General features: G+C 71.5%; 20 protein-coding genes and 1 pseudogene. 13 read left to right on the top strand and 8 right to left on the bottom strand.

What is annotated here, in order from left to right:
* Positions 1-63: 63 nt before the first annotated feature.
* Together AB5L52_RS41565 and AB5L52_RS41560 are read right to left on the bottom strand one after the other, a co-directional pair.
* Positions 64-591: a hypothetical protein gene (locus tag AB5L52_RS41565; RefSeq protein WP_369368322.1), complete on the bottom strand. Its 528-nt coding sequence runs from the start codon at positions 589-591 to the stop codon at positions 64-66.
* 410 nt (positions 592-1,001) lie between these two features.
* The gene (locus tag AB5L52_RS41560; RefSeq protein WP_369368321.1) at positions 1,002-2,237 is read right to left on the bottom strand and encodes a hypothetical protein; all 1,236 of its coding nucleotides are present in this window, start codon (positions 2,235-2,237) and stop codon (positions 1,002-1,004) included.
* A 285-nt stretch (positions 2,238-2,522) separates the two neighbouring features.
* Here AB5L52_RS41560 and AB5L52_RS41555 point away from each other — a divergent pair, with 285 nt between their 5' ends.
* Positions 2,523-3,440 (top strand): SGNH/GDSL hydrolase family protein, encoded by a 918-nt coding sequence (locus AB5L52_RS41555; protein WP_351023260.1) that lies wholly within the window; start codon positions 2,523-2,525, stop codon positions 3,438-3,440.
* A 77-nt stretch (positions 3,441-3,517) separates the two neighbouring features.
* Here the strand turns inward: AB5L52_RS41555 and pgm are convergent, their stop codons facing one another.
* Together pgm and AB5L52_RS41545 are read right to left on the bottom strand one after the other, a co-directional pair.
* Positions 3,518-5,158, bottom strand: coding sequence for a phosphoglucomutase (alpha-D-glucose-1,6-bisphosphate-dependent) (gene pgm / locus AB5L52_RS41550; RefSeq protein ID WP_369368320.1), 1,641 nt, complete (start codon positions 5,156-5,158; stop codon positions 3,518-3,520).
* Between the two features lie 278 nt (positions 5,159-5,436).
* A complete protein-coding gene (locus tag AB5L52_RS41545) occupies positions 5,437-6,285 on the bottom strand; it encodes a chitosanase (RefSeq protein ID WP_351023255.1) in 849 nt (282 codons plus the stop codon).
* Positions 6,286-6,568: 283 nt separating this feature from the next.
* On the opposite strand from AB5L52_RS41545, the gene mgrA reads away from it, so the two are divergent.
* The 5 genes from mgrA (at position 6,569) to AB5L52_RS41520 (ending at position 10,701) form a co-directional block, all read left to right on the top strand.
* A complete protein-coding gene (gene mgrA, locus AB5L52_RS41540; protein ID WP_369368319.1) occupies positions 6,569-7,612 on the top strand; it encodes an L-glyceraldehyde 3-phosphate reductase in 1,044 nt (347 codons plus the stop codon).
* Positions 7,613-7,776: 164 nt separating this feature from the next.
* Positions 7,777-7,959, top strand: a complete 183-nt coding sequence (locus AB5L52_RS41535; protein ID WP_369368318.1) for a hypothetical protein — start codon at positions 7,777-7,779, stop codon at positions 7,957-7,959.
* A gap of 206 nt (positions 7,960-8,165) precedes the next feature.
* On the top strand, positions 8,166-8,651 hold the full coding sequence (locus tag AB5L52_RS41530; protein ID WP_369368317.1) for a cation:proton antiporter regulatory subunit: 486 nt from the start codon (positions 8,166-8,168) through the stop codon (positions 8,649-8,651).
* Between the two features lie 5 nt (positions 8,652-8,656).
* Entirely contained in the window at positions 8,657-9,910 is a 1,254-nt protein-coding gene (locus tag AB5L52_RS41525; RefSeq protein WP_369368316.1) for a cation:proton antiporter, read from the top strand.
* Between the two features lie 170 nt (positions 9,911-10,080).
* Positions 10,081-10,701: a DedA family protein gene (locus AB5L52_RS41520; protein ID WP_351023245.1), complete on the top strand. Its 621-nt coding sequence runs from the start codon at positions 10,081-10,083 to the stop codon at positions 10,699-10,701.
* Positions 10,702-10,940: 239 nt separating this feature from the next.
* Here the strand turns inward: AB5L52_RS41520 and AB5L52_RS41515 are convergent, their stop codons facing one another.
* Together AB5L52_RS41515 and AB5L52_RS41510 are read right to left on the bottom strand one after the other, a co-directional pair.
* Positions 10,941-12,605, bottom strand: coding sequence for an MFS transporter (locus tag AB5L52_RS41515; RefSeq protein WP_351570214.1), 1,665 nt, complete (start codon positions 12,603-12,605; stop codon positions 10,941-10,943).
* 176 nt (positions 12,606-12,781) lie between these two features.
* A complete protein-coding gene (locus tag AB5L52_RS41510) occupies positions 12,782-13,204 on the bottom strand; it encodes a MarR family winged helix-turn-helix transcriptional regulator (RefSeq protein WP_369368315.1) in 423 nt (140 codons plus the stop codon).
* 277 nt (positions 13,205-13,481) lie between these two features.
* Here AB5L52_RS41510 and AB5L52_RS41505 point away from each other — a divergent pair, with 277 nt between their 5' ends.
* The 4 genes from AB5L52_RS41505 to nrfD all read left to right on the top strand — a co-directional run bounded on the left by AB5L52_RS41505 (position 13,482) and on the right by nrfD (position 16,455).
* Positions 13,482-13,928: an ATP-binding protein gene (locus AB5L52_RS41505; protein WP_369368314.1), complete on the top strand. Its 447-nt coding sequence runs from the start codon at positions 13,482-13,484 to the stop codon at positions 13,926-13,928.
* Positions 13,929-13,968: 40 nt separating this feature from the next.
* Positions 13,969-14,190 carry a hypothetical protein gene (locus AB5L52_RS41500; protein ID WP_351023236.1) on the top strand — a complete coding sequence of 74 codons (222 nt, stop codon included), beginning with the start codon at positions 13,969-13,971 and terminating at the stop codon, positions 14,188-14,190.
* A 268-nt stretch (positions 14,191-14,458) separates the two neighbouring features.
* Positions 14,459-15,469 carry a 4Fe-4S dicluster domain-containing protein gene (locus AB5L52_RS41495; RefSeq protein WP_369369058.1) on the top strand — a complete coding sequence of 337 codons (1,011 nt, stop codon included), beginning with the start codon at positions 14,459-14,461 and terminating at the stop codon, positions 15,467-15,469.
* 89 nt (positions 15,470-15,558) lie between these two features.
* Entirely contained in the window at positions 15,559-16,455 is an 897-nt protein-coding gene (gene nrfD, locus AB5L52_RS41490; protein WP_369369057.1) for an NrfD/PsrC family molybdoenzyme membrane anchor subunit, read from the top strand.
* A gap of 53 nt (positions 16,456-16,508) precedes the next feature.
* Here nrfD and AB5L52_RS41485 read toward each other — a convergent pair whose 3' ends face one another.
* Entirely contained in the window at positions 16,509-17,105 is a 597-nt protein-coding gene (locus tag AB5L52_RS41485) for a DUF4232 domain-containing protein (protein ID WP_369368313.1), read from the bottom strand.
* A 342-nt stretch (positions 17,106-17,447) separates the two neighbouring features.
* On the opposite strand from AB5L52_RS41485, the gene AB5L52_RS41480 reads away from it, so the two are divergent.
* Positions 17,448-18,965, top strand: a complete 1,518-nt coding sequence (locus AB5L52_RS41480; protein ID WP_369368312.1) for an MFS transporter — start codon at positions 17,448-17,450, stop codon at positions 18,963-18,965.
* A 129-nt stretch (positions 18,966-19,094) separates the two neighbouring features.
* On the opposite strand, the gene AB5L52_RS41475 is transcribed toward AB5L52_RS41480, so the two are convergent.
* Positions 19,095-19,994, bottom strand: coding sequence for an MBL fold metallo-hydrolase (locus tag AB5L52_RS41475; RefSeq protein WP_369368311.1), 900 nt, complete (start codon positions 19,992-19,994; stop codon positions 19,095-19,097).
* Positions 19,995-20,185: 191 nt separating this feature from the next.
* Between AB5L52_RS41475 and AB5L52_RS41470 the strand changes: the two genes are divergently transcribed.
* Both AB5L52_RS41470 and fdnG read left to right on the top strand, forming a co-directional pair.
* On the top strand, positions 20,186-20,761 hold the full coding sequence (locus tag AB5L52_RS41470; RefSeq protein WP_369368310.1) for a TetR/AcrR family transcriptional regulator: 576 nt from the start codon (positions 20,186-20,188) through the stop codon (positions 20,759-20,761).
* 82 nt (positions 20,762-20,843) lie between these two features.
* Positions 20,844-23,983, top strand: a pseudogene (gene fdnG, locus AB5L52_RS41465) (formate dehydrogenase-N subunit alpha).
* The last annotated feature ends 1 nt before the right edge of the window (position 23,984 follow it).

Here is a 23,984-nt window from a genome sequence, read left to right as displayed (position 1 = left end):
CGCGCGAGACGTCGGGCGGGGAGGCCGGATCCCGTCCCCCGGGCCGCGGAACCGGGGTGTCCGTCAGGCGCAGAGCACGCGCGTCTCGGGCGTGTAGACAGGCCCGCCGCTGGTGTTGGTCTTGTCGCCGAACTCGGCGTAGAAGTACGAGTAGAAGCCGATGTTGCCGTTGCAGCCGGAGTCGGCGGCGATCCGCAGGGTGAGCGTGACGGTGCGGCTCTGACCGGGCGGGATGGTTGCGCCGTAGTTGCCGCCCAGGTTGCTCGGGCCGGTGCCGGAACAGGGCGTGTCACCGGCAACCGTGGCCAGGCTGCAGCCGGTGAAGCTGTACTTCAGGTCCGGGCGCTGCGTGGTCAGCCAGGTCGGGTCGATGGTCTGGTACACGAACCAGATGTCGTAGGTCTTGTTGTTGGTGATCGTCATCGACAGCTTCACGGTGCCGCCGGGGGTCGTGGTGGCACCGTCGGTGGCGAAGGCCAGTGCGGCCGGGGCGGGTTCGGCGGCACTGGCGCCGGGGGCGAATCCGAAGAGAGCCAGGACGAACGCGAGGACGGCGGTGAGACCGAGACGTCTCATCAGAGGTGGTCGCATGGCCCGGGAGGCTAGGCAGGCGATCCGCGCGCCGTCTGCCCCGCGGGCGAGCCTCCGCGCACCGATCGACCGAAAGTGATCCCCTCGTGAAGATCCCGTGAGGAAGGCGTGGTGAATACTCGCGAGCCGCATCCCCGCACCCCGGGGACGGGTGCCGGGAGGACCGGGGCGGGCGCGTCGGACGGGTGGTGCGGCGGCCGGAGTATTGGCGGGGACGAGATGCCTCACCTTCGGCGGAACGCGGACCACCGGTTGTGCACGGAGGCACTTCTCGGCCAACTGCTAGATTTTTAGCCAGGAGTTGAAAAGAGGTCAGGCCGCCCTGTGCGGGGCGGCCCGACCATCTCTCACGGAACTTCCGGCTTGCCTGAGCCGGTCGGCGTCACCGCCGTTCACACATCCAGCAAGCCTCAGTCCTCGTCGTCGCCCTCGTGGTGCTTCTTGTCGTGCTTCTTCTCGTGGTGCTCCTCATGCGGCTTCGAGGGCTTTGTCGGGGGCGTGGGGTAGTCGGGCTTCACGGGGTGCTGCGGGTATTCCGGCTTCACCGGGTGGGTGGGGTACTCCGGCTTCACCGGGTGCTGCGGGTACTCCGGCTTCACCGGATGCTGCGGGTACTCCGGCTTCACCGGATGCTGCGGGTACTCCGGCTTCACCGGATGCTGCGGGTACTCCGGCTTCACCGGATGCTGCGGGTACTCCGGCTTCACCGGATGCTGCGGGTACTCCGGCTTCACCGGATGCTGCGGGTACTCCGGCTTGACCGGGTACGCGGGCTTCACGGGACGCTGCGGGTATTCCGGCTTGACCGGATACGCAGGCTTCACCGGACGCTGCGGGTATTCCGGCTTCACCGGATACGCAGGCTTCACCGGACGCTGCGGGTATTCCGGCTTCACCGGACGCTGCGGATACTCAGGCTTCACCGGGTACGCGGGCTTCACGGGACGCTGCGGATACTCGGGCTTGACCGGGTACTCCGGCTTCACCGGGTAGGCAGGCTTCACGGGACGCTGCGGGTACTCGGGCTTGACCGGGTACGCGGGCTTCACCGGACGCTGGGGGTACTCGGGCTTGACCGGGTACTCCGGCCTCACCGGACGCTGCGGATACTCAGGTTTGACCGGGTACTCCGGCTTCACCGGGTGCTGCGGGTACTCAGGCTTGACCGGATACGCAGGCTTCACCGGACGCTGGGGGTACTCGGGCTTAACCGGGTACTCCGGCTTCACCGGGTGCTGCGGGTATTCAGGCTTCACCGGATGAACGGGCTTCTCCGGATAGACCGGCTTCACCGGGTGCTGCGGATACTCCGGCTTCACCGGAACGGCGGGCTTCACCGGGTGAACCGGATATTCGGGCTTCACCGGATGAACAGGCTTCTCCGGATAGACCGGCTTCACCGGGTGCTGCGGGTACTCGGGTTTCACCGGGGCGAAAGGCTTCTCCGGATGCGCCGGGTACTCAGGCTTCATCGGAGACACGGGCTTCTGCACGTGACGCGGGTGCGCAGGCTCGTTCGGGTAAGGCTGCGGGGTGGTGTGGTCCTGGGCGTAGGCGGATCCCGCGGTCGCCAGCGTGGCTGCGGCCAGCGCTGCGGCTGTGGCGGCCGAGGCCAGAACGGATCGCCGTCGCGGCGATGTCGTCATTCTCTCCACTCTCCTCGAATTGGGTCAGAGCTTGATGACGGCTGGTCAGTCCCAAGGGCTCGATAGTGGAATGATCAGGAAATCGGTGCCGCGAATAACGCTCCGGTGGCGAGAAGCCACCGGATGGTGTAGTGCAGAACACCGGTTGGCCCCCGCCCCCTGAACTCGTTGCGTCCCGCTTCTGGTCCGCGAGACCTACCGGGCGGTATACAGACCCAGTCGAACGCGCGAGGGGCGCCCTCCAGTGCGCCGACCGCGCGATGCACCGGTTCAGGGGGAGGATTCATGGCGAACGACACGCGTCCGGCGAGCGAAGCGAGAGGTCGGCGGCGGACCGCCGTGGTGGCGGCGGCACTGGGCGGTTGCGCCCTCGTCGCGGCCTCGACGACACCGGCCGCCGCGCACCCCGCCCGCCCCGGCCACGACGTCCGTTACGTGGCTCTCGGCGATTCCTACACCTCGGGCCCGGGCATCCCGGGCCAGGTGGACGCCAACTGCGCGCGCTCCGACCACAACTACCCGACGCTGGTGGCGGCGCAGCGGCAGGTGACCGCCTTCACGGATGTCAGCTGCGCCGGCGCGACGACCGCCGAGATGTGGCAGGCGCAGGGCACCAACAAGCCCCAACTCGACGCACTGGGGCGCGCCACGGATCTGGTGACCGTTCAGATCGGCGGCAACGACGTCGGGTTCGGCCCGATCATCAGCACCTGCGCCCGCCTCGCCGCCCAGGACCCGACGGGCAACCCCTGCGAGCGCTCGTACCACGCCTCCGGCTACGACCAGCTCACCCTCGCGATCGTACGGACCGCCCCGAAGGTCGACCGGGTACTGCGGGCCGTGCACGCCCGGGCGCCGCACGCGCGCGTGGTCGTCGTCGGCTACCCGGACCTGCTGCCCGACGACGGCAGCGGCTGCTTCCCGCAGGTCCCCTTCGCGCGGCAGGATTTCGCCTACCTGCGCGACACCGAGAAGCGGCTCAACCTGATGCTGCGCCTGGTGGCCGGCCTCAACCGGGCGCAGTACGTCGACACCTACACCCCTACGGTCGGCCACGACATGTGCAAGGCACCCGCGGACCGCTGGATCGAACCACTGCGACCGACCGCCCCCGCGGCCCCGGCCCACCCCAACGCCAAGGGCGAGCAGGCCATGGCGCAGGCGGTCCTGGCCCGGCTGGACGAGGGGCACCGGCACGGCTGAGCCGACGTCCCCCGAGCCGGCACAGCCGAGCGACGGCGGCCACCGGTACGCGATGCCGGAGGCCGCCGTACGACGTCTCAGCCGCCGAGCGCGCCCAGCACCACGGCCTGGGCCTCCTCCTGCACCCGAGCGAGATGGGCGGGGCCGAGGAAGGACTCGGCGTAGACCTTGTAGACCTCCTCGGTGCCCGAAGGGCGGGCCGCGAACCAGGCGTTCTCCGTGGTGACCTTGATACCGCCGATGGCGGCGCCGTTGCCGGGCGCCTCGGTGAGGACGGCCGTGACGGCCTCTCCGGCGAGCGTGTGGGCGGTGACCTGCGCCGGTGACAACCTGCCCAGCAACACCTTCTGCTCGCGGGTCGCGGACGCGTCGACGCGGGCGTAGGCGGGTCGGCCGAAGCGGGCGGTCAGTCCCGCGTAGTGCTCCGACGGGGTGCGGTCCGTGACGGCCGTGATCTCGGAGGCGAGCAGGGCCAGGAGGATGCCGTCCTTGTCGGTGGTCCACACCGAGCCGTCGCGGCGCAGGAAGGACGCGCCGGCCGACTCCTCGCCGCCGAATCCGAGGGTGCCGCCGGCCAGTCCGTCCACGAACCACTTGAACCCGACGGGGACCTCGACCAGGTGACGGCCGAGGTCGGCGGCGACCCGGTCGATCATCGTCGAGGAGACCAGCGTCTTGCCGATGCCCGCGTCGGCGGGCCACCGGTCGCGGTGCCGGTAGAGGTAGGAGATGGCGACCGCGAGGTAGTGGTTGGGGTTCATCAGGCCGGCGTCCGGGGTGACGATGCCATGCCGGTCGGCGTCGGCGTCGTTGCCGGTGGCGATGCGGAACCGGTCGCGCTGCTCGATGAGGGAGGCCATCGCGTACGGCGAGGAGCAGTCCATACGGATCCGGCCGTCCCAGTCCAGCGTCATGAACCGCCAGGTGGGATCGGTGTGCGGGTTGACCACGGTGAGGTCGATGCCGTGCTGTTCGGCGATGCGCCCCCAGTAGGCGACGGAGGCGCCGCCGAGCGGGTCGGCGCCGATCCGCACACCGGCCGCGCGGACGGCGTCCAGGTCGAGCACGCTCGGCAGATCGCCGACATAGGCGCCTAGGAAGTCGTACCGGCCGGTCGTCTCCGCGGCGAGGGCCCGGGTGTACGCCACCCGGCGTACGTCCTTCAGGCCGCCCGTGATGATCTCGTTGGCGCGGTCCTGGATCCAGGAGGTGGCGTCCGAGGCCGCGGGGCCACCGCTCGGCGGGTTGTACTTGAAGCCGCCGTCGGCGGGCGGGTTGTGGGAGGGGGTGACGACCACACCGTCGGCGCGGCCGGAGGCGTGGCCGCGGTTGTGGGTGAGGATCGCGTGCGAGACGGCGGGGGTGGGCGTGTAGCCGTCGGCGCTGTCGACCAGCACGGTCACGCCGTTCGCGGCGAACACCTCCAGCGCGGTGGCCTTCGCGGGCTCGGACAGGGCGTGGGTGTCGGCGCCGAGGAAGAGGGGGCCGTCGGTGCCCTGGGCCGTGCGGTACTCGCAGATGGCCTGACTGGTGGCGGCGATGTGGTCCTCGTTGAAGGCGGTCGCCAGGGACGAACCCCGGTGCCCGGAGGTGCCGAACGTCACCCGCTGGGCCGGGTCGGCCGGGTCCGGGTGCAGTGCGAAGTACGCCGTGACCAGCCGGGCCACGTCGACAAGGTCCTCGGGACCGGCCGGCCGGCCGGCTCGCTCGTGCGGCATGGGTCCGTTCCTCCGCATCGTCGGATCGATCGCTCACCGCCCATCTTTGCCCGGCGGGACCCCGACCCGCGAGTGCGCCCCGCCCGCTGATCCGGTGCCCCGGTCTTCGCGCCGTGCTGCCGCCCGTGCCGGACGCCTTCCGCAGTCGGGTCCGCGGCGCGCCCGGACGCACCTGCACGGCCCGATGGTTCGCGGGCCGTCGGGCTGCGCCCCGGTGTCCCGGGATCCGATCCGCGCCCGACGGCCCGCCGCAGGCTTCGTTGCCGACGCCTCGTGGGTCAGCCGATGTGGTAACTGTCCCCGTACACCTTCCAGTCGAGCGGCGTGTTCAGGTCGAGGTTGCCCTTGCGCAGGAAGACCCGTTGCTCGGTGTCGACCCGGCTGGTGTCGCTGTGCGCCTCCTCCTGCTTCATGGCCCAGACCCGGGCGTCGAGGAAGGCGTTGAGGTACGCCGTCTCGTCGCCGCCCTGCGCCGGCGGCTTGGCGCTGCGCAGGGCCCGCCCCCGGATGTTGCGGAAGCTGGTCGGGTCGTCACCGTCGCCGTGCATGACGAGGGCGTCGTAGTAGCAGAACTGACCGAGGGCGCGCAGGCCGTCGGCCTTGCCCTGGCTGACCGCGGGGTTGAAGTAGACCCGGTCGCGCTCGTCGTTCTGGCACTGCTGGAACACCGTGTCCTGAGCGGCTTTGCGCCAGTCCTTGGGGTAGTTCGGGTCGAGGCCGTCGTGCGAGTCGGAGCCGTTGACCTTGCGCAGGGCGGGCAGGTACTTGGCGAGGACGTTGCCGGGCTTGCGGTCGGCGTAGAGCTGGACGAGGTCGAGCATGTCGCCGGTGCCGGAGCAGAAGCCGATGATGCCGGCGGTGTAGCCGCGGCCGTCGCCGATGTCCTCGATGTACTTGTACTGGGCCTTCCAGTCGAGCGAGGAGTTCTCCGCGCTCGACACCAGCTCCATGGCGATCTCCTTCTTCGCCGGGTCGTCGAGGCCCGACGCGGCCGCGCGGGCCGCGGGTGCCGCGAGGGCGCGCTGGGTTCCGAGGAGCGCGCCGGAGGCGACGGCGGCGCCGAGCGCGGCGACGACGGTCCGGCGGGAGACGGTGGCAGGGGCTGTGTCGCGGTCTGCGTGCACCACTGGGACTCCAAGTCGATGCGGGGGGTGGGGAGTTGGTTCGTTCCGCTACTGGTAGGAAAGTTTCCTATCAAAGCCAGCGAGGCCCGGTAACCCGGTCTGCGCGAAGTTCGTAGGATCGAACAAGCGCGGTCGGCGGGCGAATCGGGCGCGGCCGATTCAGAAACGGAAGCGCTCAATCCCATCCGGGACGGCGGTTGGACTTGCGCGGCACGAGGACACAGGGTGGACGGGCCCGTCCGGACACGGAGCGGCACCCCCTACGGCACCACCCGGAGAAGACCCGATGACCCACGTCGCGGACCCCGCACGCTACGACGGCACCATGCGCTACCGGCGCACCGGCCGCTCGGGACTGGACCTGCCGGTCCTGTCGCTCGGCTACTGGCACAACTTCGGCGACGATCGCCCCTTCGAGACCCAGCGCGAGATCGCCCTGCGCGCCTTCGACCTCGGAATCACCCACCACGACCTGGCCAACAACTACGGCCCGCCGTACGGCGCGGCCGAGCTGAACTTCGGACGGCTGCTGCATCGGGACCTGGCGCCGTACCGGGACGAGCTGGTGATCTCCACCAAGGCCGGCTGGGACATGTGGCCCGGCCCCTACGGGCAGGGCGGCGGCTCCCGTAAGTACGTACTGGCCTCACTGGACCAGTCGCTGCGCCGGATGGGAGTGGACTACGTGGACATCTTCTACTCCCACCGGCTGGACGCGAGCACGCCGTTGGAGGAGACGATGGGGGCGCTCGACACCGCCGTACGCCAGGGCAAGGCCCTCTACGTCGGCATCTCCTCCTACGACGCCGAGCGCACCCGGCAGGCGGTGGCGATCCTGCGGGAGTTGGGCACACCGATGCTGATCCACCAGCCGTCGTACAGCATGCTGAACCGCTGGATCGAGACCGACGGTCTGCTGGACGCGGCCGAGGAGGAGGGTTTCGGGGTCATCGGTTTCACGGCGCTCGCCCAGGGCCTGCTGACGGGGCGTTACCTGCACGGCGTGCCGGAGGACTCGCGGGCGGCGCGCGGGGCGTCGTTCGACACGTCCTGGCTGACGGACGACATGCTGCGGCGACTGCGCGCCCTGAACGACATCGCGGCCCGGCGCGGGCAGACCCTGGCGCAGCTGGCGCTGGCCTGGGCGCTGCGCGACGAGCGGGTGACGTCCCTTGTCATCGGCGCCTCCCGCACCGAGCAGCTGGAGCAGAACGTCGCCGCGCTGGAGAACCTCGACTTCACGGCGGAGGAGCTGGCCGAGATCGACAAGCACGCGACCGAGGGCGGCGTGGACCTGTGGCGAGAGGCCCGGCTGGGCCGGCTCGGGTGATCCGCCGGATCACCGACAGACTCCACAGAGAAGTGCTCAAAGTGACGTTCGTCACAGACAGAACGGATAAGTCAGACATACTTAGAGGCGCACCGACAGCGTTGTCATCACCCACGGCGACGCCGTCGCATCTCCTCCGCGACCTCCAAGGAGCCACCACCCCCATGGCACACGGAGCCCACCGCAGCCCACTCCTTCCTCCCCGTCCCAACCTGGGGCTCGCCCGCGAATGCGAGGTGTGCCTCGGCTGGGGCACCGTCGTCACCCGCGACGGGGAGCACGAGCTGTGTCACGCATGCCAGACAGCCGCCGATGACGACGAGGGCACCGCCCTCGCCGACCCATAGACCGCGGCATTCCCTTCCCGAACGGTTCGCGCCGCGCTGCCCGTGTGACCGATTCACGACCGGTTCACAGCCGATGCGCGATCGTCTCGCCATCACCACGCCGCACCCCTGCCCGACCGGGGCCTTTCCGTCGGCCGCATGCCGCCGGGTTAAGCTCCGAGCAATGGTTTCACCAAGAAACATTCAAGTCGGACAGGGGGGCAGCCATGGGCGCCGTACGCACGAGTAGGACGCCGTTGCCGGGCATCGGCGTCCGGTACGACCTCACGACCCGCGAGCAGCACAGACTGTCGGTGGTAGCCCACCGGGACGGGTCGAGAACGCTCAGCGCGTATCGGGGCGCGGATCCCGACGCCTGTGCGCTGTCGGTCCGGCTGTCCGGCCAGGAGGCCGAGGCCCTTGCCGACACGCTGAAGCCGGCGCACCACAGCTCCAGCCTGCTGTCCACGACGGAACTGGGACTGGTCGCCGAGCGGACCGCGCTGTCCGCGGCGTCGTACTGGAACGGCCGGCTGCTCGGCGACACCCGGATGCGCACCGAGACCGGTGTGTCGATCGTGGCCGTCCTGCGGCGCGCCGAGGCGATCCCCTCCCCCGGCCCCGACTTCCGGCTGGCCGGCGGGGACACTCTGATCGTGATCGGCACCCGCGAGGGCGTCGACGCGGCCGCGGCGATACTCGGGCGGGAGTGATCCGCGTGCACTCCTCGGCTGTCTTCCTGATCGAGTTCGGCGCCATCATCCTGGGCCTCGGACTGCTCGGCCGGCTCGCCGCCCGTCTGCGGTTCTCGCCGATCCCGCTCTATCTGCTGGCCGGTCTGGCCTTCGGTGAGGGCGGGCTGCTGCCACTCGGAGCCAGCGGGGAGTTCGTGGCGATCGGCGCCGAGATCGGCGTGATACTGCTGCTGCTCATGCTGGGACTGGAGTACACGGCCAGCGATCTCGTCTCCAACCTCAGGACCCAGTACCCGGCCGGCATCGTCGACGCCACCCTCAACGCGCTGCCGGGCGCGGCAATGGCCCTGCTGCTGGGCTGGGGCCCGATCGCCGCCGTCGTCCTCGCCGGCATCACCTGGATCTCCTCGTCCGGGGTGATTGCCAAGGTCCTCGGCGACCTCGGCCGGATCGGCAACCGGGAGACTCCGGTGATCCTCAGCATCCTGGTGCTGGAGGACCTGTCCATGGCGGTCTATCTGCCGGTCGTCACGGCGCTGCTGGCCGGCACGGGCTTCGCCGCCGGCAGCGTCACCCTGGCCATCGCTCTCGGCGTGGCGGGCCTGGTCCTGGTGCTCGCGGTGCGCTACGGCCGGCACATCTCCCGCTTCGTCTCCACTGACGACCCGGAGAAGCTGCTGCTGGTGGTGCTCGGTCTGACGCTGGTGGTCGCCGGTGTCGCACAGCAGCTCCAGGTCTCGGCGGCCGTCGGCGCGTTCCTCGTCGGCATCGCCCTGTCCGGGGAGGTCGCCGAGGGCGCCCACCATCTGCTCGCACCGCTGCGGGATCTGTTCGCGGCGGTGTTCTTCGTCTTCTTCGGGCTGCACACCGACCCGGCGAGCATCCCGCCGGTGCTGCTGCCCGCGCTGGCCCTCGCCGTCGTGACCACGTTCACCAAGATCGCGACCGGGTACTGGGCGGCCCGGCGGGCTGGCATCTCGGCCAAGGGGCGCTGGCGGGCCGGCGGCACCCTGGTCGCGCGCGGCGAGTTCTCCATCGTCATCGCCGGTCTCGCGGTCACCGCCGGCATCGACTCCGACCTGGGGCCGCTGGCCACGGCCTACGTGCTGATCCTCGTCGTCCTCGGCCCGCTGACGGCCCGTTACACCGAGCCGCTCGCCCTGCGGCTGACCGGCCTCCGCTCCGGGCGTACGGCAGCGCAGTCCGCGGGCGCGGTCCCGCCGGAGGACAGCACGGGCGGTGCGGTGCGGGACCAGGACACGGTCGGGCGGCCGTAGCAGCGGGGGCGGTGCCGGTCGCGCACACCTCCGTGATCGTCACCGACGGGCGACCGTGATCCGAGCCGGCCGGTAATCGCCGTGCGACGCCACCGTGCCCGGTCAGCCCGCAACACTGGGCCGCGGGACCGGCTGACGGCCTCCTTACCCGTGCGCCGTACCGTGGAGGCATGGTCCCTCCGCTTCCGGGTCCGCTCGCGCATCTGGCGCCGCTGCTCGGCCGCTACGGCTACTGGGCTGTGGGGGCCGTGATCCTGGTGGAGGACTTCGGAGTGCCCGCGCCCGGCGAGACGATCCTGCTGGCCGCGGGCGTGTACGCGGGCGCGGGGCGGCTGAACGTCGTGGCCGTGGCACTCATCGCGTTCGCCGCGGCCGTCCTCGGGGACAACATCGGCTATCTGATCGGCCGGGTCGGCGGGCGGGCCTTCGTGCACCGGTGGGGGCGGTACGTCTTCCTGACGCCGCGGCGGTTCGCGGCGGCCGAGGCGTTCTTCGGCCGGCACGGCGGCAAGATCGTGACCGTGGCCCGGTTCATCGAGGGCCTGCGCCAGGCCAACGGCATCATCGCCGGCACCACGGGCATGCACTGGCGCCGCTTCCTCGCCTTCAACGCACTCGGCGCGGCCCTGTGGGTCGGTCTCTGGACGACCCTGGCCTATGTGGTCGGCACCCACATCACGACCGTCTACGCCGAGGTCTCGCGCTACCAGCTCTACGTCCTCGTCGCCGCCGCCGTACTGATCGCGGCCTTCGTCGTCCAGCACGTCGTACGGCGGCGTCGCGAGCAGTGACCACTCTTGCGCCGCCCGCCCTGAGCCCCCGGGTCGCCTCCGGGTCGCCCTCGGCGAACGGCCGGAGTCGGCGATCGCACTGAACCCCTTGTTGCGCGGGCTGACTTGGGGATAGCGGAGACCGACGACCACGCAGAGCACCGGACGCCCGGCCGCGCGTGCGGCGTCGACGGCCTCGGCGAGGCGCGGCAGGTGGTCGTCCTCGTCGAAGCGGTCCACCAGGGAGCGCTGGACGTCCCTCACGAGGAGCGCGCGGTGCGCCGTGTCGGCTGTCCTTCCGTGCTGGAGTCCGACCCGGACCCGGGCGTGTCGTCGTCGGTGCGTTCGTGGCCGCCGCGCAGGGCGGAGGCGAGCGCGGAGACCAGGGCCATGCCCGCGGCGACGCCGAAGACGACGGTCAGGCCGTGGTGGAAGGGGCCGGAGACCAGTTCGGGGAAGAAGGTGTGGCCGGTCAGGGTGGCGCGCTGGGCGGCGGTCAGATGGTCCAGGGTGCCGCCGTCGCCGAGCAGATGGCCGATCGGGTTGTTGCCGAGGAACGTGGCGAACAGGGTGCTGACCGGCGGCAGCGAGGCCACCTCGTGCGCGGTTCCGGCGGGCACGCCGTGTGCCTGGAGTCCGCTGCTGAGCGTCTTCGGCAGGGTGCTCGCGAGCCCGGAGACCATCAGGGAGAAGAACACGCCGATGGACAGGGCCGTACCCGAGTTCTGGAAGGTGGAGCGCATCCCGGAGGCCACGCCCCGGTGGCGGGCCGGCACGCTGCCCATGATGGAGGAGGTGTTGGGCGAGGAGAACATGCCCTGGCCCAGGCCGCTGAGCAGCAACAGGGCCGCGAAGACGCCGTAGTCGAAGTTGACGGGCAGGGCCAGCAGGCCCAGGAAGGACGCGGCGACGAGGAGCAGTCCGGCGGTGGAGAAGAGGCGGGCGCCGAACCGGTCGGACAGATAGCCGCAGACCGGTCCGGCGACGAGGAAGCCGAGGGTGAGCGGCAACATGAAGATGCCGGCCCACAGCGGGGTGTCCTCGAAGTCGTACCCGTGCAGCGGCAGCCAGATGCCCTGCAGCCAGATGATCAGCATGAACTGGAGTCCGCCGCGGGCGATCGCGGTCAGCAGGGCGGCCAGGTTCCCGGCGGCGAACGCCCGCACCTTGAACAGCGACAGCCGGAACATCGGCTCGGCGACCCGGGTCTCGACGACACAGAACACCAGCAGCAGGAGAGCGCCGCCGATCAGGCCCGTGAGCACCCAGGGGTTGGTCCAGCCGGTGGGGTGGCCGCCGTAGGGCTGGATGCCGTAGGTGATGCCCGCCAGCAGAATGCCGGCGCCGGTGGCGAACGTGAGGTTGCCGAGCCAGTCGATGCGGCCGCGGGCGCCGGCCGAGGTCTCGCGCAGGCTGAGATACGACCAGACGGTGCCGGTGATGCTGACCGGGACGCTCACCCAGAACACCGCGCGCCAGTCGACCGCGGCGAGCAGACCGCCGGCGAGCAGGCCGAGGAACTGTCCGGCGAGCGCGGTGATCTGGTTGATGCCGAGGGCCGTGCCGCGCTGCCGGGCCGGGAAGGCGTCGGTGAGGATGGCCGCCGAGTTGGCGGTGAGCATGGAGCCGCCGAAGGCCTGCACGATGCGCCACAGGATCAGCCACAGCGCGCCGGCACCCGCCCGGAACGGATCGAGGGACAGGGCGACCGAGGCACACGCGAAGACCAGGAAGCCAAGGTTGTAGATCCGGACCCGACCGAACATGTCGCCGAGTCGGCCGAGAACGACCACGAGGACCGCCGACACCAGCAGATAGCCGAGGATCATCCAGAGCAGATAGCCGATGTTGCCGGCCGCGAGCGGGTCGAGGCCGATCCCGCGGAAGATCGCCGGCAGCGAGATGATCACGATGGAGGCGTCCATCGTGGCTATCAGCACGCCGAGCGTGGTGTTGGAGAGGGCGACCCACTTGTAGCCGGGCCCCGGGGGTGTGTCGCGCAGTCGGGCGGAACGGGCGAGCAGCCGGGCGCGTATACCGGCCGCGGCGGGGCCGGTATACGGGTCGGGTGTGGGCCCGTGCGGGGCGGGTGCGGGGCCGGTCACAGCCGTTCCGCCAGTCGGTCGAGCAGCGGCAGGACGTCCTGGAGGGCCTGCCGCTCCTGCGGGGTGAGCTCGTCCAGGGCGTGCGCGAGACGGCTCACGGACTCGGAACGGCGCTGCTCCAGCATGGTCCGTCCCTCGTCGGTGATCGACACGATGGCCCGGCGGCCGTCGGCCGTGTCGGGGGTACGGCTCACCAGTCCGCGTTGTTCGAGTCCGGCGAGGGTGCTGGCCATCGCCTGTGGCCGGACGCGTTCCGACTCGGCGAGCGAACCGGGCGAGTGCGGACCCGTACGGGCCAGTCGGGCCAGCACCGAGACGCCGGACAGCGTGACGTCCCCGACCGCGTGTGCCTGGCGCAGTCGGCGGACGGTCCGGCCCATGGTCAGCCGCAGCGCGGCGGCGAGTGCAACCGTGTCCATGTTTACTAACGATAGGTTTATCAGTCTGGACTGTTCAACCAAGTGTAAGTAATTCGCGCGGGTCGGGCACGGACGCACCCGGTGTTCTGACGACGGTGACCAGCGGCTCGTGGGCAATCGGCGGAATCCCGGCGAATGCCGCCTTGTGGGACGGGCCAGCGGGTAACCGGGCATCGACGGGACGATCCCGGATACCCGGCCCGTACGCACGGCCCGTATGCGCAGGAAGAGAGCCCGGCCCGGAGGGAGAGAGCGACCCCGTATGGACATTCCGCGTATGGACATTCCGCTCGGGACGCACGCGACGACGCGGACCCGCCCCAAGCCGCTCTGCTACAGCCGGATCTGGGACACCGGCGTACCCCGCATCGGCGACGCCAGGGACGCCGTCGCCGCCCTGCTCTCGCGGGTGCGGCCCGCGCCCGGGCAGCACTCGGTGCAGGATGCGCGGCTCGTCGTCAGCGAACTCGTCACCAACGCGGCCCGGCACGCGCCCGGCCCGTGCGCGCTGCGCCTGGAGGTGCCGCCCGACGGAGCCGTGCTGCGCGTCTCGGTGACGGACACCTCCACCGAGTCTCCCCGTCAGGAGCCTCCCGATCCCTGCCGGATCGGCGGGCACGGCCTGTTTCTCGTCGCGATGTTCTCCCACGACCTCTCGGTGACCTGGCTGCCGCACGGCAAGCGGGTCACGGCCACCGTGCCGCTCACCCCCGACGAGGGGTGAGCGCGGGAGTCCATCGAGGGCCGGGCCAGTCCCGGGCGAGGTGGCCGAGGAACCGGCCGACCAGGTCCAGGCCGGTGCGCAGGGTCTCGCTGTCGTCCGCGAAGCCGATGCGCACGGTGTGCCCGATGCCGAACGCGGCGCCGGGGGTGAACAGGCCGCCGGCCTGCTCCAGCAGCCGGGTGCAGAACTCGTAGGAGCCGATCGGGGTGCGATGGCGCAGGGCGGGGCCGACGATCCAGCCCGGGCGCAGCCCGGCCAGTGAGAAGGGCTTGGACCATGCTGCCGGTGGAGATGCCTCGCTCGTATGGCAGGCCGCGGACGGCAGTCAGGCCCTGCTCCTGGGGGCGACGCGGGAACCGCGAGCCGAACTGTGGCGCTGGACCCTGGCCCCCGGCGGCCGCTGCGGCCTGCTCCGGGCCGACTGCCGGTGTGCCGTCCGTCCGCCCGGACCGCTCTGCGCGCGGAGCGCGGGCGCCCGTGCCACCCTCAAGACCGGGGAGTGCGCGGGTCCCGAGCGAGGAGGTGCGGCGATGCCGGAGGGCGACGAGGTCCGCGGACATCTGCTGTACGGCCCCGAGCCGGACGTGGCCGGTGCCTCCGGCTACCCCGACGCCCCGCCCAGGACGGGCTTCTTCACCGATACCTCGGTGTGCATCGGCTGCAAGGCGTGCGAGGTGGCGTGCAAGGAGTGGAACGCCGTCCCGGAGGACGGGCTCGTCCTGACCGGCATGTCCTACGACAACACCGTCGGCCTCGGCGCGGACACCTGGCGGCACGTGGCCTTCGTCGAGCAGCGCAGGCAGTTCGGCGGACTGGAGTCCTCGGTCGCGCACGACGACGTCGACGTCTTCGCGGCCGCCGCACGCCTCGGCACCGACACCGCCTCCCCGGGCACGACCGCTCCCCCGCCCGGCCGGGCCCCCGAGCCCGCGTCCGCCGGGCGGATCTCCCCGGTCGCGCCCGAGGGCCGGACCGAACTGCGCTGGCTGATGGCCTCCGACGTGTGCAAGCACTGCACGCACGCCGCCTGCCTGGACGTGTGCCCCACCGGGGCGCTGTTCCGCACCGAGTTCGGCACGGTCGTCGTCCAGCCCGACGTCTGCAACGGCTGTGGCTACTGCGTGCCCGCCTGCCCGTACGGCGTCATCGACCAGCGCGAGGGCGACGGCCGGGTGTGGAAGTGCACCCTGTGCTACGACCGGCTCGGCGCTGGCATGGAACCGGCCTGCGCGAAGTCCTGCCCGACCGAATCGATCCAGTTCGGGCCGCTGGAGGAACTGCGGGAGCGGGCGCGGGACCGGGTGGCACAGTTGCATGCCGCGGGCGTGACCGACGCGCGGCTGTACGGCGAGAGCCCGGACGACGGGGTCGGCGGTGCCGGGGCGTTCTTCCTGCTGCTGGACGAGCCGGAGGTCTACGGTCTGCCCCCGGACCCGGTGGTCACCACCCGGGACCTGCCCAGTATGTGGCGGCACGCGGCTCTGGCCGCCGCCTCCCTGGCCGCCCTCGCCCTGAGCGGTTTCGTGCGGAGGTCCCGGTGACAGAGCCGGACGCCAGGCGCGACCAGGGCTCGGGCCGCCGCAGGCGTCGGCGCGGGCGGGGCGAGCAGCGCGGACGGGGCGAGCAGCGGATGGTGCCGGACGCCGCGTTCTCGTCGTACTACGGCAGTCCCGTGCTGACCAGACCGACGTGGAAGGCCCTGGACATCGCCGGGTATCTGTTCCTCGGTGGGCTGGCCGGGGCCTCCTCGCTGCTGGCGGCCGGGGCGCAGGCCACCGGCCGGCCGGGGCTCGCGGCACCGGCGAAGCTCGGGGCGGCCGGGGCCATCTCGCTGTCGCTGGCCGCGCTCGTGCACGACCTGGGCCGCCCGGCCCGCTTCCTGAACATGCTCCGGGTCCTCAAGCCCACCTCCCCGATGAGCGTGGGCTCATGGCTGCTGGCGGGATACGCGCCGCTGACGCTGACCGCGGCGGCCACCGAAGTGGCGGGCCGCTACCGGCTGTTGGGCTCGGCGGCGACGGTGGCGGCCGCCGCACTCGGCCCGGCGCTGGCGACGTACACCGCGGTGCTGCTCTCGGACACGGCGGTGCCCTCCTGGCACGAGGGCTACCGCGAACTGCCGTACGTCTTCGCGGGCTCCGCCGCCACCGCGGCATCGGGCCTGGCCCTGGCCGCGGCGCCGGCCGCGCAGGCGGGACCGGCCCGTCGGCTGGCCGTGCTCGGGGCCGCTCTGGAACTGGGCGCCTTCCGCACGATGAAGCGGCGTATGGGCCTGGCCGCCGAGCCCTTCGACCAGGGCAGGCCGCGGCTCTTGCTGTGCGCGGCGGAGTTGCTCACGGCGGGCGGCGCGGCCCTCGCCCTGGCGTCCGGGCGGGACCGGCGGCCGGCCCTGGCGGCCGCGGCCGCACTGCTCACCGGCTCGGCGGCCCTGCGCTTCGGCCTGTTCCACGCCGGGGTGGCCTCCGCCGAGGACCCCAAGTACACCGTCGTACCCCAGCGGGAGCGGCTGTCCGAGCCCGGCCGCTAGGAGGCGCCTCCGCCTCCGGCGGAGACACCTCCCGTGTCAGGCCCGGACCGTCGTCAGGGAGTGACGTTGATCCGGTACGCGAGGGCGGTGACCTGAAGGTCGCCGTTGTCCACCCACTGGGGGAACTTGAGCGTCTTGTGGCTGGTCGCCGCGGGCGGGGTGACCTGGAGATAGGAGGCGTGGACGGCGTCGGGGGTGCCGGTGTTGGCGTGCGTCCACGCTATGACCGCCTCCGCGCTCTGGCCCTTGCGGAGGGTCAGGGTGGTCTTGGCGGGGCTCTTCGCGTACCAGGTGTCGCCCCACTGGGTGGTCGAGTGGAGCGTACGGTGCGAGCCGTTCTCCAGACCGAGGCCGGGGAAGCCTCGCAGCAGGCAGGTGTGAGCTCCGGTGTTCGTCAGCCTCAGCACCACGCCCTGATGGTTCATGCCGCCGGCCAGTCCCTCGCCGAACGAGGCGCTCAGCGCGGAGACGGCGCAGGTGGGCGTCGCCGCGGCGGCACCGGTCTGGGCGGCCTGTGCCGCCCCGGCGCCGACGATGCCCAGTCCTGCGGCGGTGGCCACGGCGAGCATCGCGCGCCCGCGGCGCCGACGCCGGCCGGACCGGGGAACCACAGCGGTCTGAGGCGTGTGGCTCTGGTGCTGGTGAGTCATGGTGAGCGTTCGTCCCTTCGTTCGCGGCTCGGTACTCGCCTTACCTCAGGTGTGATGCGGGAGGTATGGGAAAAGTTCGGGAGATTTTCGGCCATGGACAGAACCGTCCGTGGACAGCACGTCGGCCGCGGGCAGCCCGGCCACCGACGGTCACGGTCGCGCCCTTTCGGTGCGTGCGAGCGTCGGCTACGGTCCACCGGTCTCGGTGATCCGTCCGGTCCGCCTTTGCCGCGGGCAGGTTGCGGTAGCAGGCTGAATGGGGTGCCCGCGCCCAGGCGGGAGAACGGGGTTCTCCCGGGCGGCGCCGGCGATCCGGGTGCGGCCTTCGTGAGAGGAGCCCAGGTGACAGCGGCGGCGTCAGCGGCGGACGGCGGGAACCTGGGCGCTCAGGAGGCCGGGTACGAGCCCGATCCGCGCCGGTGGCGGGCCCTGTGGGTCACTCTGGTGGCCGGCTTCATGAGCCTGCTGGACGTGACGATCGTGGCGGTCGCCCTGCCCACCATCCAGCGGGATCTGCACGCCTCCCCAGCGCAGGTGCAGTGGGTGGTGTCCGGATACGCGCTCACCTTCGCCCTCGCCCTCGTCACCGCCGGCCGGCTCGGTGACGCCCTGGACCGGCGGCGCATCTTCCTGCTCGCGCTCAGCGGCTTCGTCGTCTTCAGCGCGGCCTGCGGGGCGGCGCCCGACATCACGCTGCTGGTGGTGGCCCGGCTCGCCCAAGGGCTGGCGGCCGGTGCCATGGCTCCGCAGAACTCCGCACTCATCCAGCAGATGTTCCGCGGCGCCGAGCGCGGTCGCGCCTTCGGCTTCTTCGGCTCCACCGTCGGCATATCCTCCGCCGTCGGCCCCCTCACCGGCGGCGCCATCCTCGCCCTCGCCTCCGGCCCCCAGGGCTGGCGGTGGATCTTCTACGTCAACGTCCCGATCGGCATCCTCGCCGTCCTGCTCGGCCGCCGGCTGCTGCCCAGCACCCGGCGCTCCGGCCGGGGCCACGTGGACCTGCCCGGCGTCCTGCTCCTCGGCCTCGGTGTCCTCGCGCTGATGTTCCCGCTGGTCCAAGCGGCCTCCGGCGGCATCACCCGCCTGTGGTGGCTGTTCCCGGCCGGCGCCGCGATCCTCGTCGGCTTCGTCCAGTGGCAGCGCCGGCTCGTCGCCCGGGGCGCCCAGCCGCTGCTCGACCCGCGCCTGTTCACCAGTGTGCGCGGCTATGCCGTCGGCGCCGGGCTGGGCACGCTGTACTTCATCGGGTTCAGCGGCGTGTGGCTGGTCTTCGCTCTCTTCTTCCAGCACGGCCTGGGCTTCTCCCCGCTCCGGTCCGGTCTCGCCGTGACGCCTTTCGCCCTGGGCTCGGCGAGCGCGGCCGTGGTCGCGGGCCGGCTGGTGGGCCGGTTCGGCCGGCTGCTCACGGTGTGCGGCCTCACGGGGGTGCTCCTCGGCCTGGGCGGTGCCGCGCTGCTGCTCCGTTTCGCACCCTTGGGCATCGCGCCGTGGGTCGCAGCCCCCGTCCTCTTCCTCGGCGGCATCGGCGGCGGCTTTGTGGTGTCCCCCAACATCACCATGACCCTGCGGGACGTGCCCGTGCACATGGCGGGCGCGGCGGGCGGCGCCCTGCAGACCGGACAGCGGCTCGGCGCCGCGATGGGCACCGCCGCCCTGCCCGGCCTCTTCTACCTGGTGCTCGGCAGGAGCCACGACTACCGGGGCGCCCTCGTCGCCGCGCTGGGCGCCGCGCTCGTCGGCATGGTGGCGTCGCTGGCCCTCGCGACGTTCGACTGGCAGCGCGACCGGCGGCTGCGCGGCTCGCACCGCAGATGCCCGGACGAGGTCGCCCACGACCCGACGCGCGCCCGGCAGAGCTGACGCGCGGACGGGTTCGGTGTACGGGCTCGGCGCCCGGCTCCTCATTCCACCGCGGGTCGGCTCTTCCTCTCGCCGCAGGCCGCTTCTCCCTCTCGGCGCCGCCCGCTCTTCGTCTGTCGCCAGGCCCGCTCACTCTGCGGGAACGGGCAGGAGCCGGTAGCCGTCCCCCTGGGTGATCACATGGCCGGCGGTGGGCGGGGCGAAGTGGGTGCCGAGGACGAGGGTGTCCGTGTCGGCGACCGAGCGGAGCAGCGCGCGGCGCGAGACCTCGGACTGCAGCGGGTCGATGTCGACGCAGGCTCCGATGCCGGGATGGGCGAGCTGGACCGGGTGGTGGATGCAGTCGCCGGTGATCAGGGCCCGCTCCCCCTGACTGGTCAGCTCGACGGCGACATGGCCGGGGGTGTGCCCCGGCGTGGGCCTCAGGCGCAGGCCCGGGGCGAGCTCGGCACCCTCGGCCGGTACGTCGATGAGATCCAGCAACCCCGCCTGCTCGACGGGGATCACGGAGTCGCGGAACATCTGCCGGCGCGCCTCGTCCATGTCGTACCCGGCCCAGAACTCCCGCTCGGCGCGTGCGGTGACGTAGCGGGCGTGGGGAAACGTGGGGACCCACTCGCCGTTCCGTTCCCGCGTGTTCCAGCCGACGTGGTCGGCGTGCAGGTGGGTGAGGATCACCAGGTCGACGGAGTCCGGGGGGAAGCCGGAGGCGGTGAGGCGCTCCAGGTACGGGGTGTGCAGCTGGTGCCAGGCCGGGTTGGCCCGCTCCTTGCCGTTGCCGATGCCGGTGTCGACGAGGACGCGCATCCCGTGCACGACGAACGCGAAGCTGTGGCTGTCGGCGCGCAGGATGCCCTCGCGGTCGGCGAAGTGCGGATACAGCCAGCCCTGCCCGGTCACCACCTCAGGGCGGGCGTCGGGCAGGAGCCACGCTCCGGTCGCGGGCGGCAGCGGGACCTCGTCGACACGGTGGACCGTGAGGTCGCCCAGGGTCCAGGAGGGGTGGGGGCTGGCGAGTGAGTCCTGCACGATCCGTCGACTCCTCCGAACTAAATGCAATCGGTTTGCTTTAATGCACCTTAGAACCTACAGCCCCCTAAAGCAAACCGTAGGCTTTAGGGGCGCCGCTTCGTCGCATCCCCTCACGCCCCGCCGATCAAGGGCGTCAGCCCACAAAAGGCGACCCGCTAAAAGCAAGGACTGCGCTTTAAAGTGGGTTCATGAGTCGCAAGCAGATGGTGCGCCCCGGCGGGCGCAGCGCCCGGGTCCAGGCAGCGGTGCACACCGCTGTCCGCGCACTCATGTCGGAGGTGGGGCGCGACGCGCTGACGGTGCCGCTGGTCGCCCAGCGCGCGGGAGTCACACCGTCGACGATCTACCGCCGCTGGGGCGACCTGCAGGAACTGCTGTCCGACGTCGCGGTGGAGCGCCTGCGCCCCGAGACCGCGCCGCAGGACCTCGGGGACCTGCGGGCCGATCTGACGGCCTGGGCCGAACAGTTCCTCGACGAGATGGCCTCTCCGCCGGGCCGCGCGTACCTCCGCGACGCCCTGCTCGGCAACCCGGACGGCAGCAACGCCGGCCAGTGCTCGGCTTACGCGGCCGAACAGATCGAGGTCATTCTCGCCCGGGCGGCCGACCGCGCGGAGCGCGCTCCCGGCGTCGAGACGGTCATGGACCGCGTCGTCGCCCCCCTGGTGTACCGCATCCTCTTCCGCCCGGCCGATCTCGACACCGCGTACGCGCGTGACCTGGTGACCGGGCTCCTGGACACGAGGGCGCATCCCGGCCGGTGACGAGCCGGCCGACCGCACGTCCCAGAGATGCCGGGCCCGCTCGCGTGCGCGAAAATCAAGGAACCGAGCGGAAGGAGTGCCCGTGGGCGCACGCACCTGGATCGGCTCCTGGCCCGTCTACCGCCAGCTGACCGGCACCGATCCACTGGGCCGGGGCGCCGCGGCGAAGAGCGGGCGCAGCGAGCGGCTCGCGCCCCGGGTGGCCGCCGCCGACCGGGTGGTGAAGTCGGTCTGCCCGTACTGCGCGGTGGGCTGCGGCCAGAACGTGTACGTCCAGGACGAGAAGGTCACCCAGATCGAGGGCGACCCGGACTCACCCATCTCACGCGGCCGGCTGTGCCCCAAGGGAGCCGCGAGCCTGCAGCTGACCACCGGGGACGCGCGCGAGCACCAGGTCCTCTACCGGCGCCCGCACGGCACCGCGTGGGAGCGGCTGGACCTCCACACCGCGATGGACATGATCGCCGACCGGGTGATCGAGGCGCGCCGGGCGGGCTGGGAGTGGGCGGTCGACGAGACCCGCACCCGGCGCACCCTCGGCATCGCGAGCCTCGGCGGAGCCACGCTCGACAACGAAGAGAACTACCTGATCAAGAAGTTGTTCACCGCGCTCGGGGCGATCCAGATCGAGAACCAGGCGCGGGTTTGACACTCCTCCACCGTTCCCGGTCTGGGAACCTCGTTCGGACGCGGCGGCGCGACCACCTTCCAGCAGGATCTGCGGAACGCGGACTGCATCGTCATCGAGGGCTCGAACATGGCCGAGTGCCATCCGGTCGGGTTCCAGTGGGTGATGGAGGCCAAGGCGCGAGGCGCGCAACTGATCCACGTCGACCCGCGGTTCACCCGCACCAGCGCGCTGGCCGACGTCCACGTGCCGCTGCGCGCGGGCACGGACATCGCGTTCCTCGGCGGGATCATCCACTACGTCCTGGAGCAGGAGAAGTACTTCCGTGAATACGTCGTGGCGTACACCAACGCCTCGACGATCGTGCGGGCGGACTTCCGCGACACCGAGGACCTGGCGGGGGTGTTCTCCGGCCTCGACGCCGCCAACCGCACCTATGTCAAAGGCAGTTGGCAGTACGAAGGCACTGAGGGCGAACCGGCGCGGGACGAGACGCTGACGCATCCGCGCTGTGTGTTCCAGGTGCTCAAGCGGCACTACGCCCGCTACACACCGGAGTTGGTCGAGCAGATCTGCGGGGTGCCGCAGGACCTGTTCCGGCAGGTGTGCGAGCTGGTCACGGACAACTCCGGCCGCGACCGCACGACGGCCTTCGCCTACGCGGTCGGCTGGACGCAGCACACGGTGGGGGTGCAGTACATCCGTGCGGCGGCGGTGCTGCAGATGCTGCTCGGCAACATCGGCCGGCCGGGCGGCGGCATCCTGGCCCTGCGCGGGCACGCCTCCATCCAGGGCTCCACGGACATCCCGACGCTGTTCCACCTGCTGCCGGGCTACATCCCGATGCCGCACGCCCACCGGCACCCGGACCTGGCCGCCTTCCTCGATGCCGAGACGGCTCCCAAGGGCTACTGGGGCAACATGCGCGCGTACCTGGTGAGCCTGCTCAAGGCGTACTGGGGTGCCGCGGCGACGGAAGAGAACGACTTCTGCTTCGACTACCTGCCCCGGCTGACCGGCTCCCACTCGGCGTACGAGACGACCCTGGCCCAGCTGGAGGGCGTCTGCTCGGGCTACTTGCTCTTCGGCGAGAACCCGGCGGTGGGCAACGCCGACTCCAAGCTGAGCGGCTCGGGATGGCCAACCTGGACTGGCTGGTCGTCCGCGACTTCTCACTGATCGAGTCGGCGACCTGGTGGCAGGACGGGCCCGAGATCGAGACCGGCGAGCTGCGCACCGAGGACGTCCGTACCGAGGTGTTCTTCCTGCCGGCCGCCGCGCACACCGAGAAGGACGGCAGCTTCACCAACACCCAGCGGCTGCTGCAGTGGCACCACCAGGCGGTCGAGCCGCCCGGCGACGCGCGCAGCGACCTGTGGTTCACCTACCACCTGGGGCGGATCATCCGGCAGAAACTCGCGGGGTCCGCCGACGCGATGGACCGGCCCGTGCTCGATCTGGCCTGGGACTATCCGACGAAGGGCCCGCTCGCCGAACCGGACGCGGCAGCCGTGCTCGCCGAGATCAACGGCCATGACGCCGAGGGCACCCCGCTTTCCTCCTACGAACAGCTGAAGCCCGACGGCTCCACCAGCTGCGGCTGCTGGATCTACTGCGGCGTCTACGCCGACGGCGTCAACCAGGCCGCCCGCCGCAAACCCGGCCGGGAGCAGGACTGGGTCGCGGCCGAGTGGGCATGGGCCTGGCCGGCCAACCGCCGCATCCTGTACAACCGCGCCTCCGCCGACCCGGAGGGCAGACCGTGGAGCGAACGGAAGGCGCTGGTGTGGTGGGACCCGGAGAAGGGCGAGTGGTCCGGGCACGACGTTCCCGACTTCAAGAGGGACAAGGCACCCGGCCATCAGCCGCCCGAGGACGCGACCGGCCCGGAGGCCCTGTCGGGCACGGACCCGTTCCTCATGCAGACCGACGGCAAGGCCTCGCTGTACGTACCGACCGGACTCGCCGACGGCCCGCTCCCAGCCCATTACGAGCCACAGGACTCGCCGTTCGCGAATCTTCTCTACGACCAACAGCGCAATCCAGTACGGCAGTTGCTCCCCTCGCTGCCCGACAACCGCTACCAGCCGAGCGGTGACGAACCCGGCTCCGAGGTGTTCCCGTACGTGGCGACCACCTACCGGCTGACCGAGCACCACACGGCGGGTGGTATGTCCCGCTGGCTGCCGTATCTGGCCGAGCTGCAACCGGAGTTCTTCTGCGAGGTCTCCCCCGAGCTGGCGGCGGAGCGGGGCCTGGCACACACCGGGTGGGCGACGATCGTCAGCGCACGCGCGGTGATCGAGGCGCGGGTCCTGGCCACCGAACGGATGGCACCGCTGACGGTGCAGGGCCGCAGGCTGCACCAGGTGGGGCTGCCGTACCACTGGGGTCCCAACGGCTACAGCACCGGGGACGCGGCCAACGAGCTGCTGCATCTGTCCCTGGACCCGAACGTGCACATCCAGGAGTCGAAGGCGTTCGCCGTGGACATCCGCCCGGGCCGCCGGCCCCGCGGTCCGGCCGCCGTGGAGCTGGTACGGGGCTACCGGCGGCGGGCGGGCATCGACGAGCACACCGGTACGGAGCCCTGAG

Source organism: Streptomyces sp. CG4 (genome assembly GCF_041080655.1).
Lineage (GTDB): Bacteria > Actinomycetota > Actinomycetes > Streptomycetales > Streptomycetaceae > Streptomyces.
Note: the sequence above shows the minus strand (reverse complement) of the source record. Positions and strands in the feature narration are given on the sequence as shown.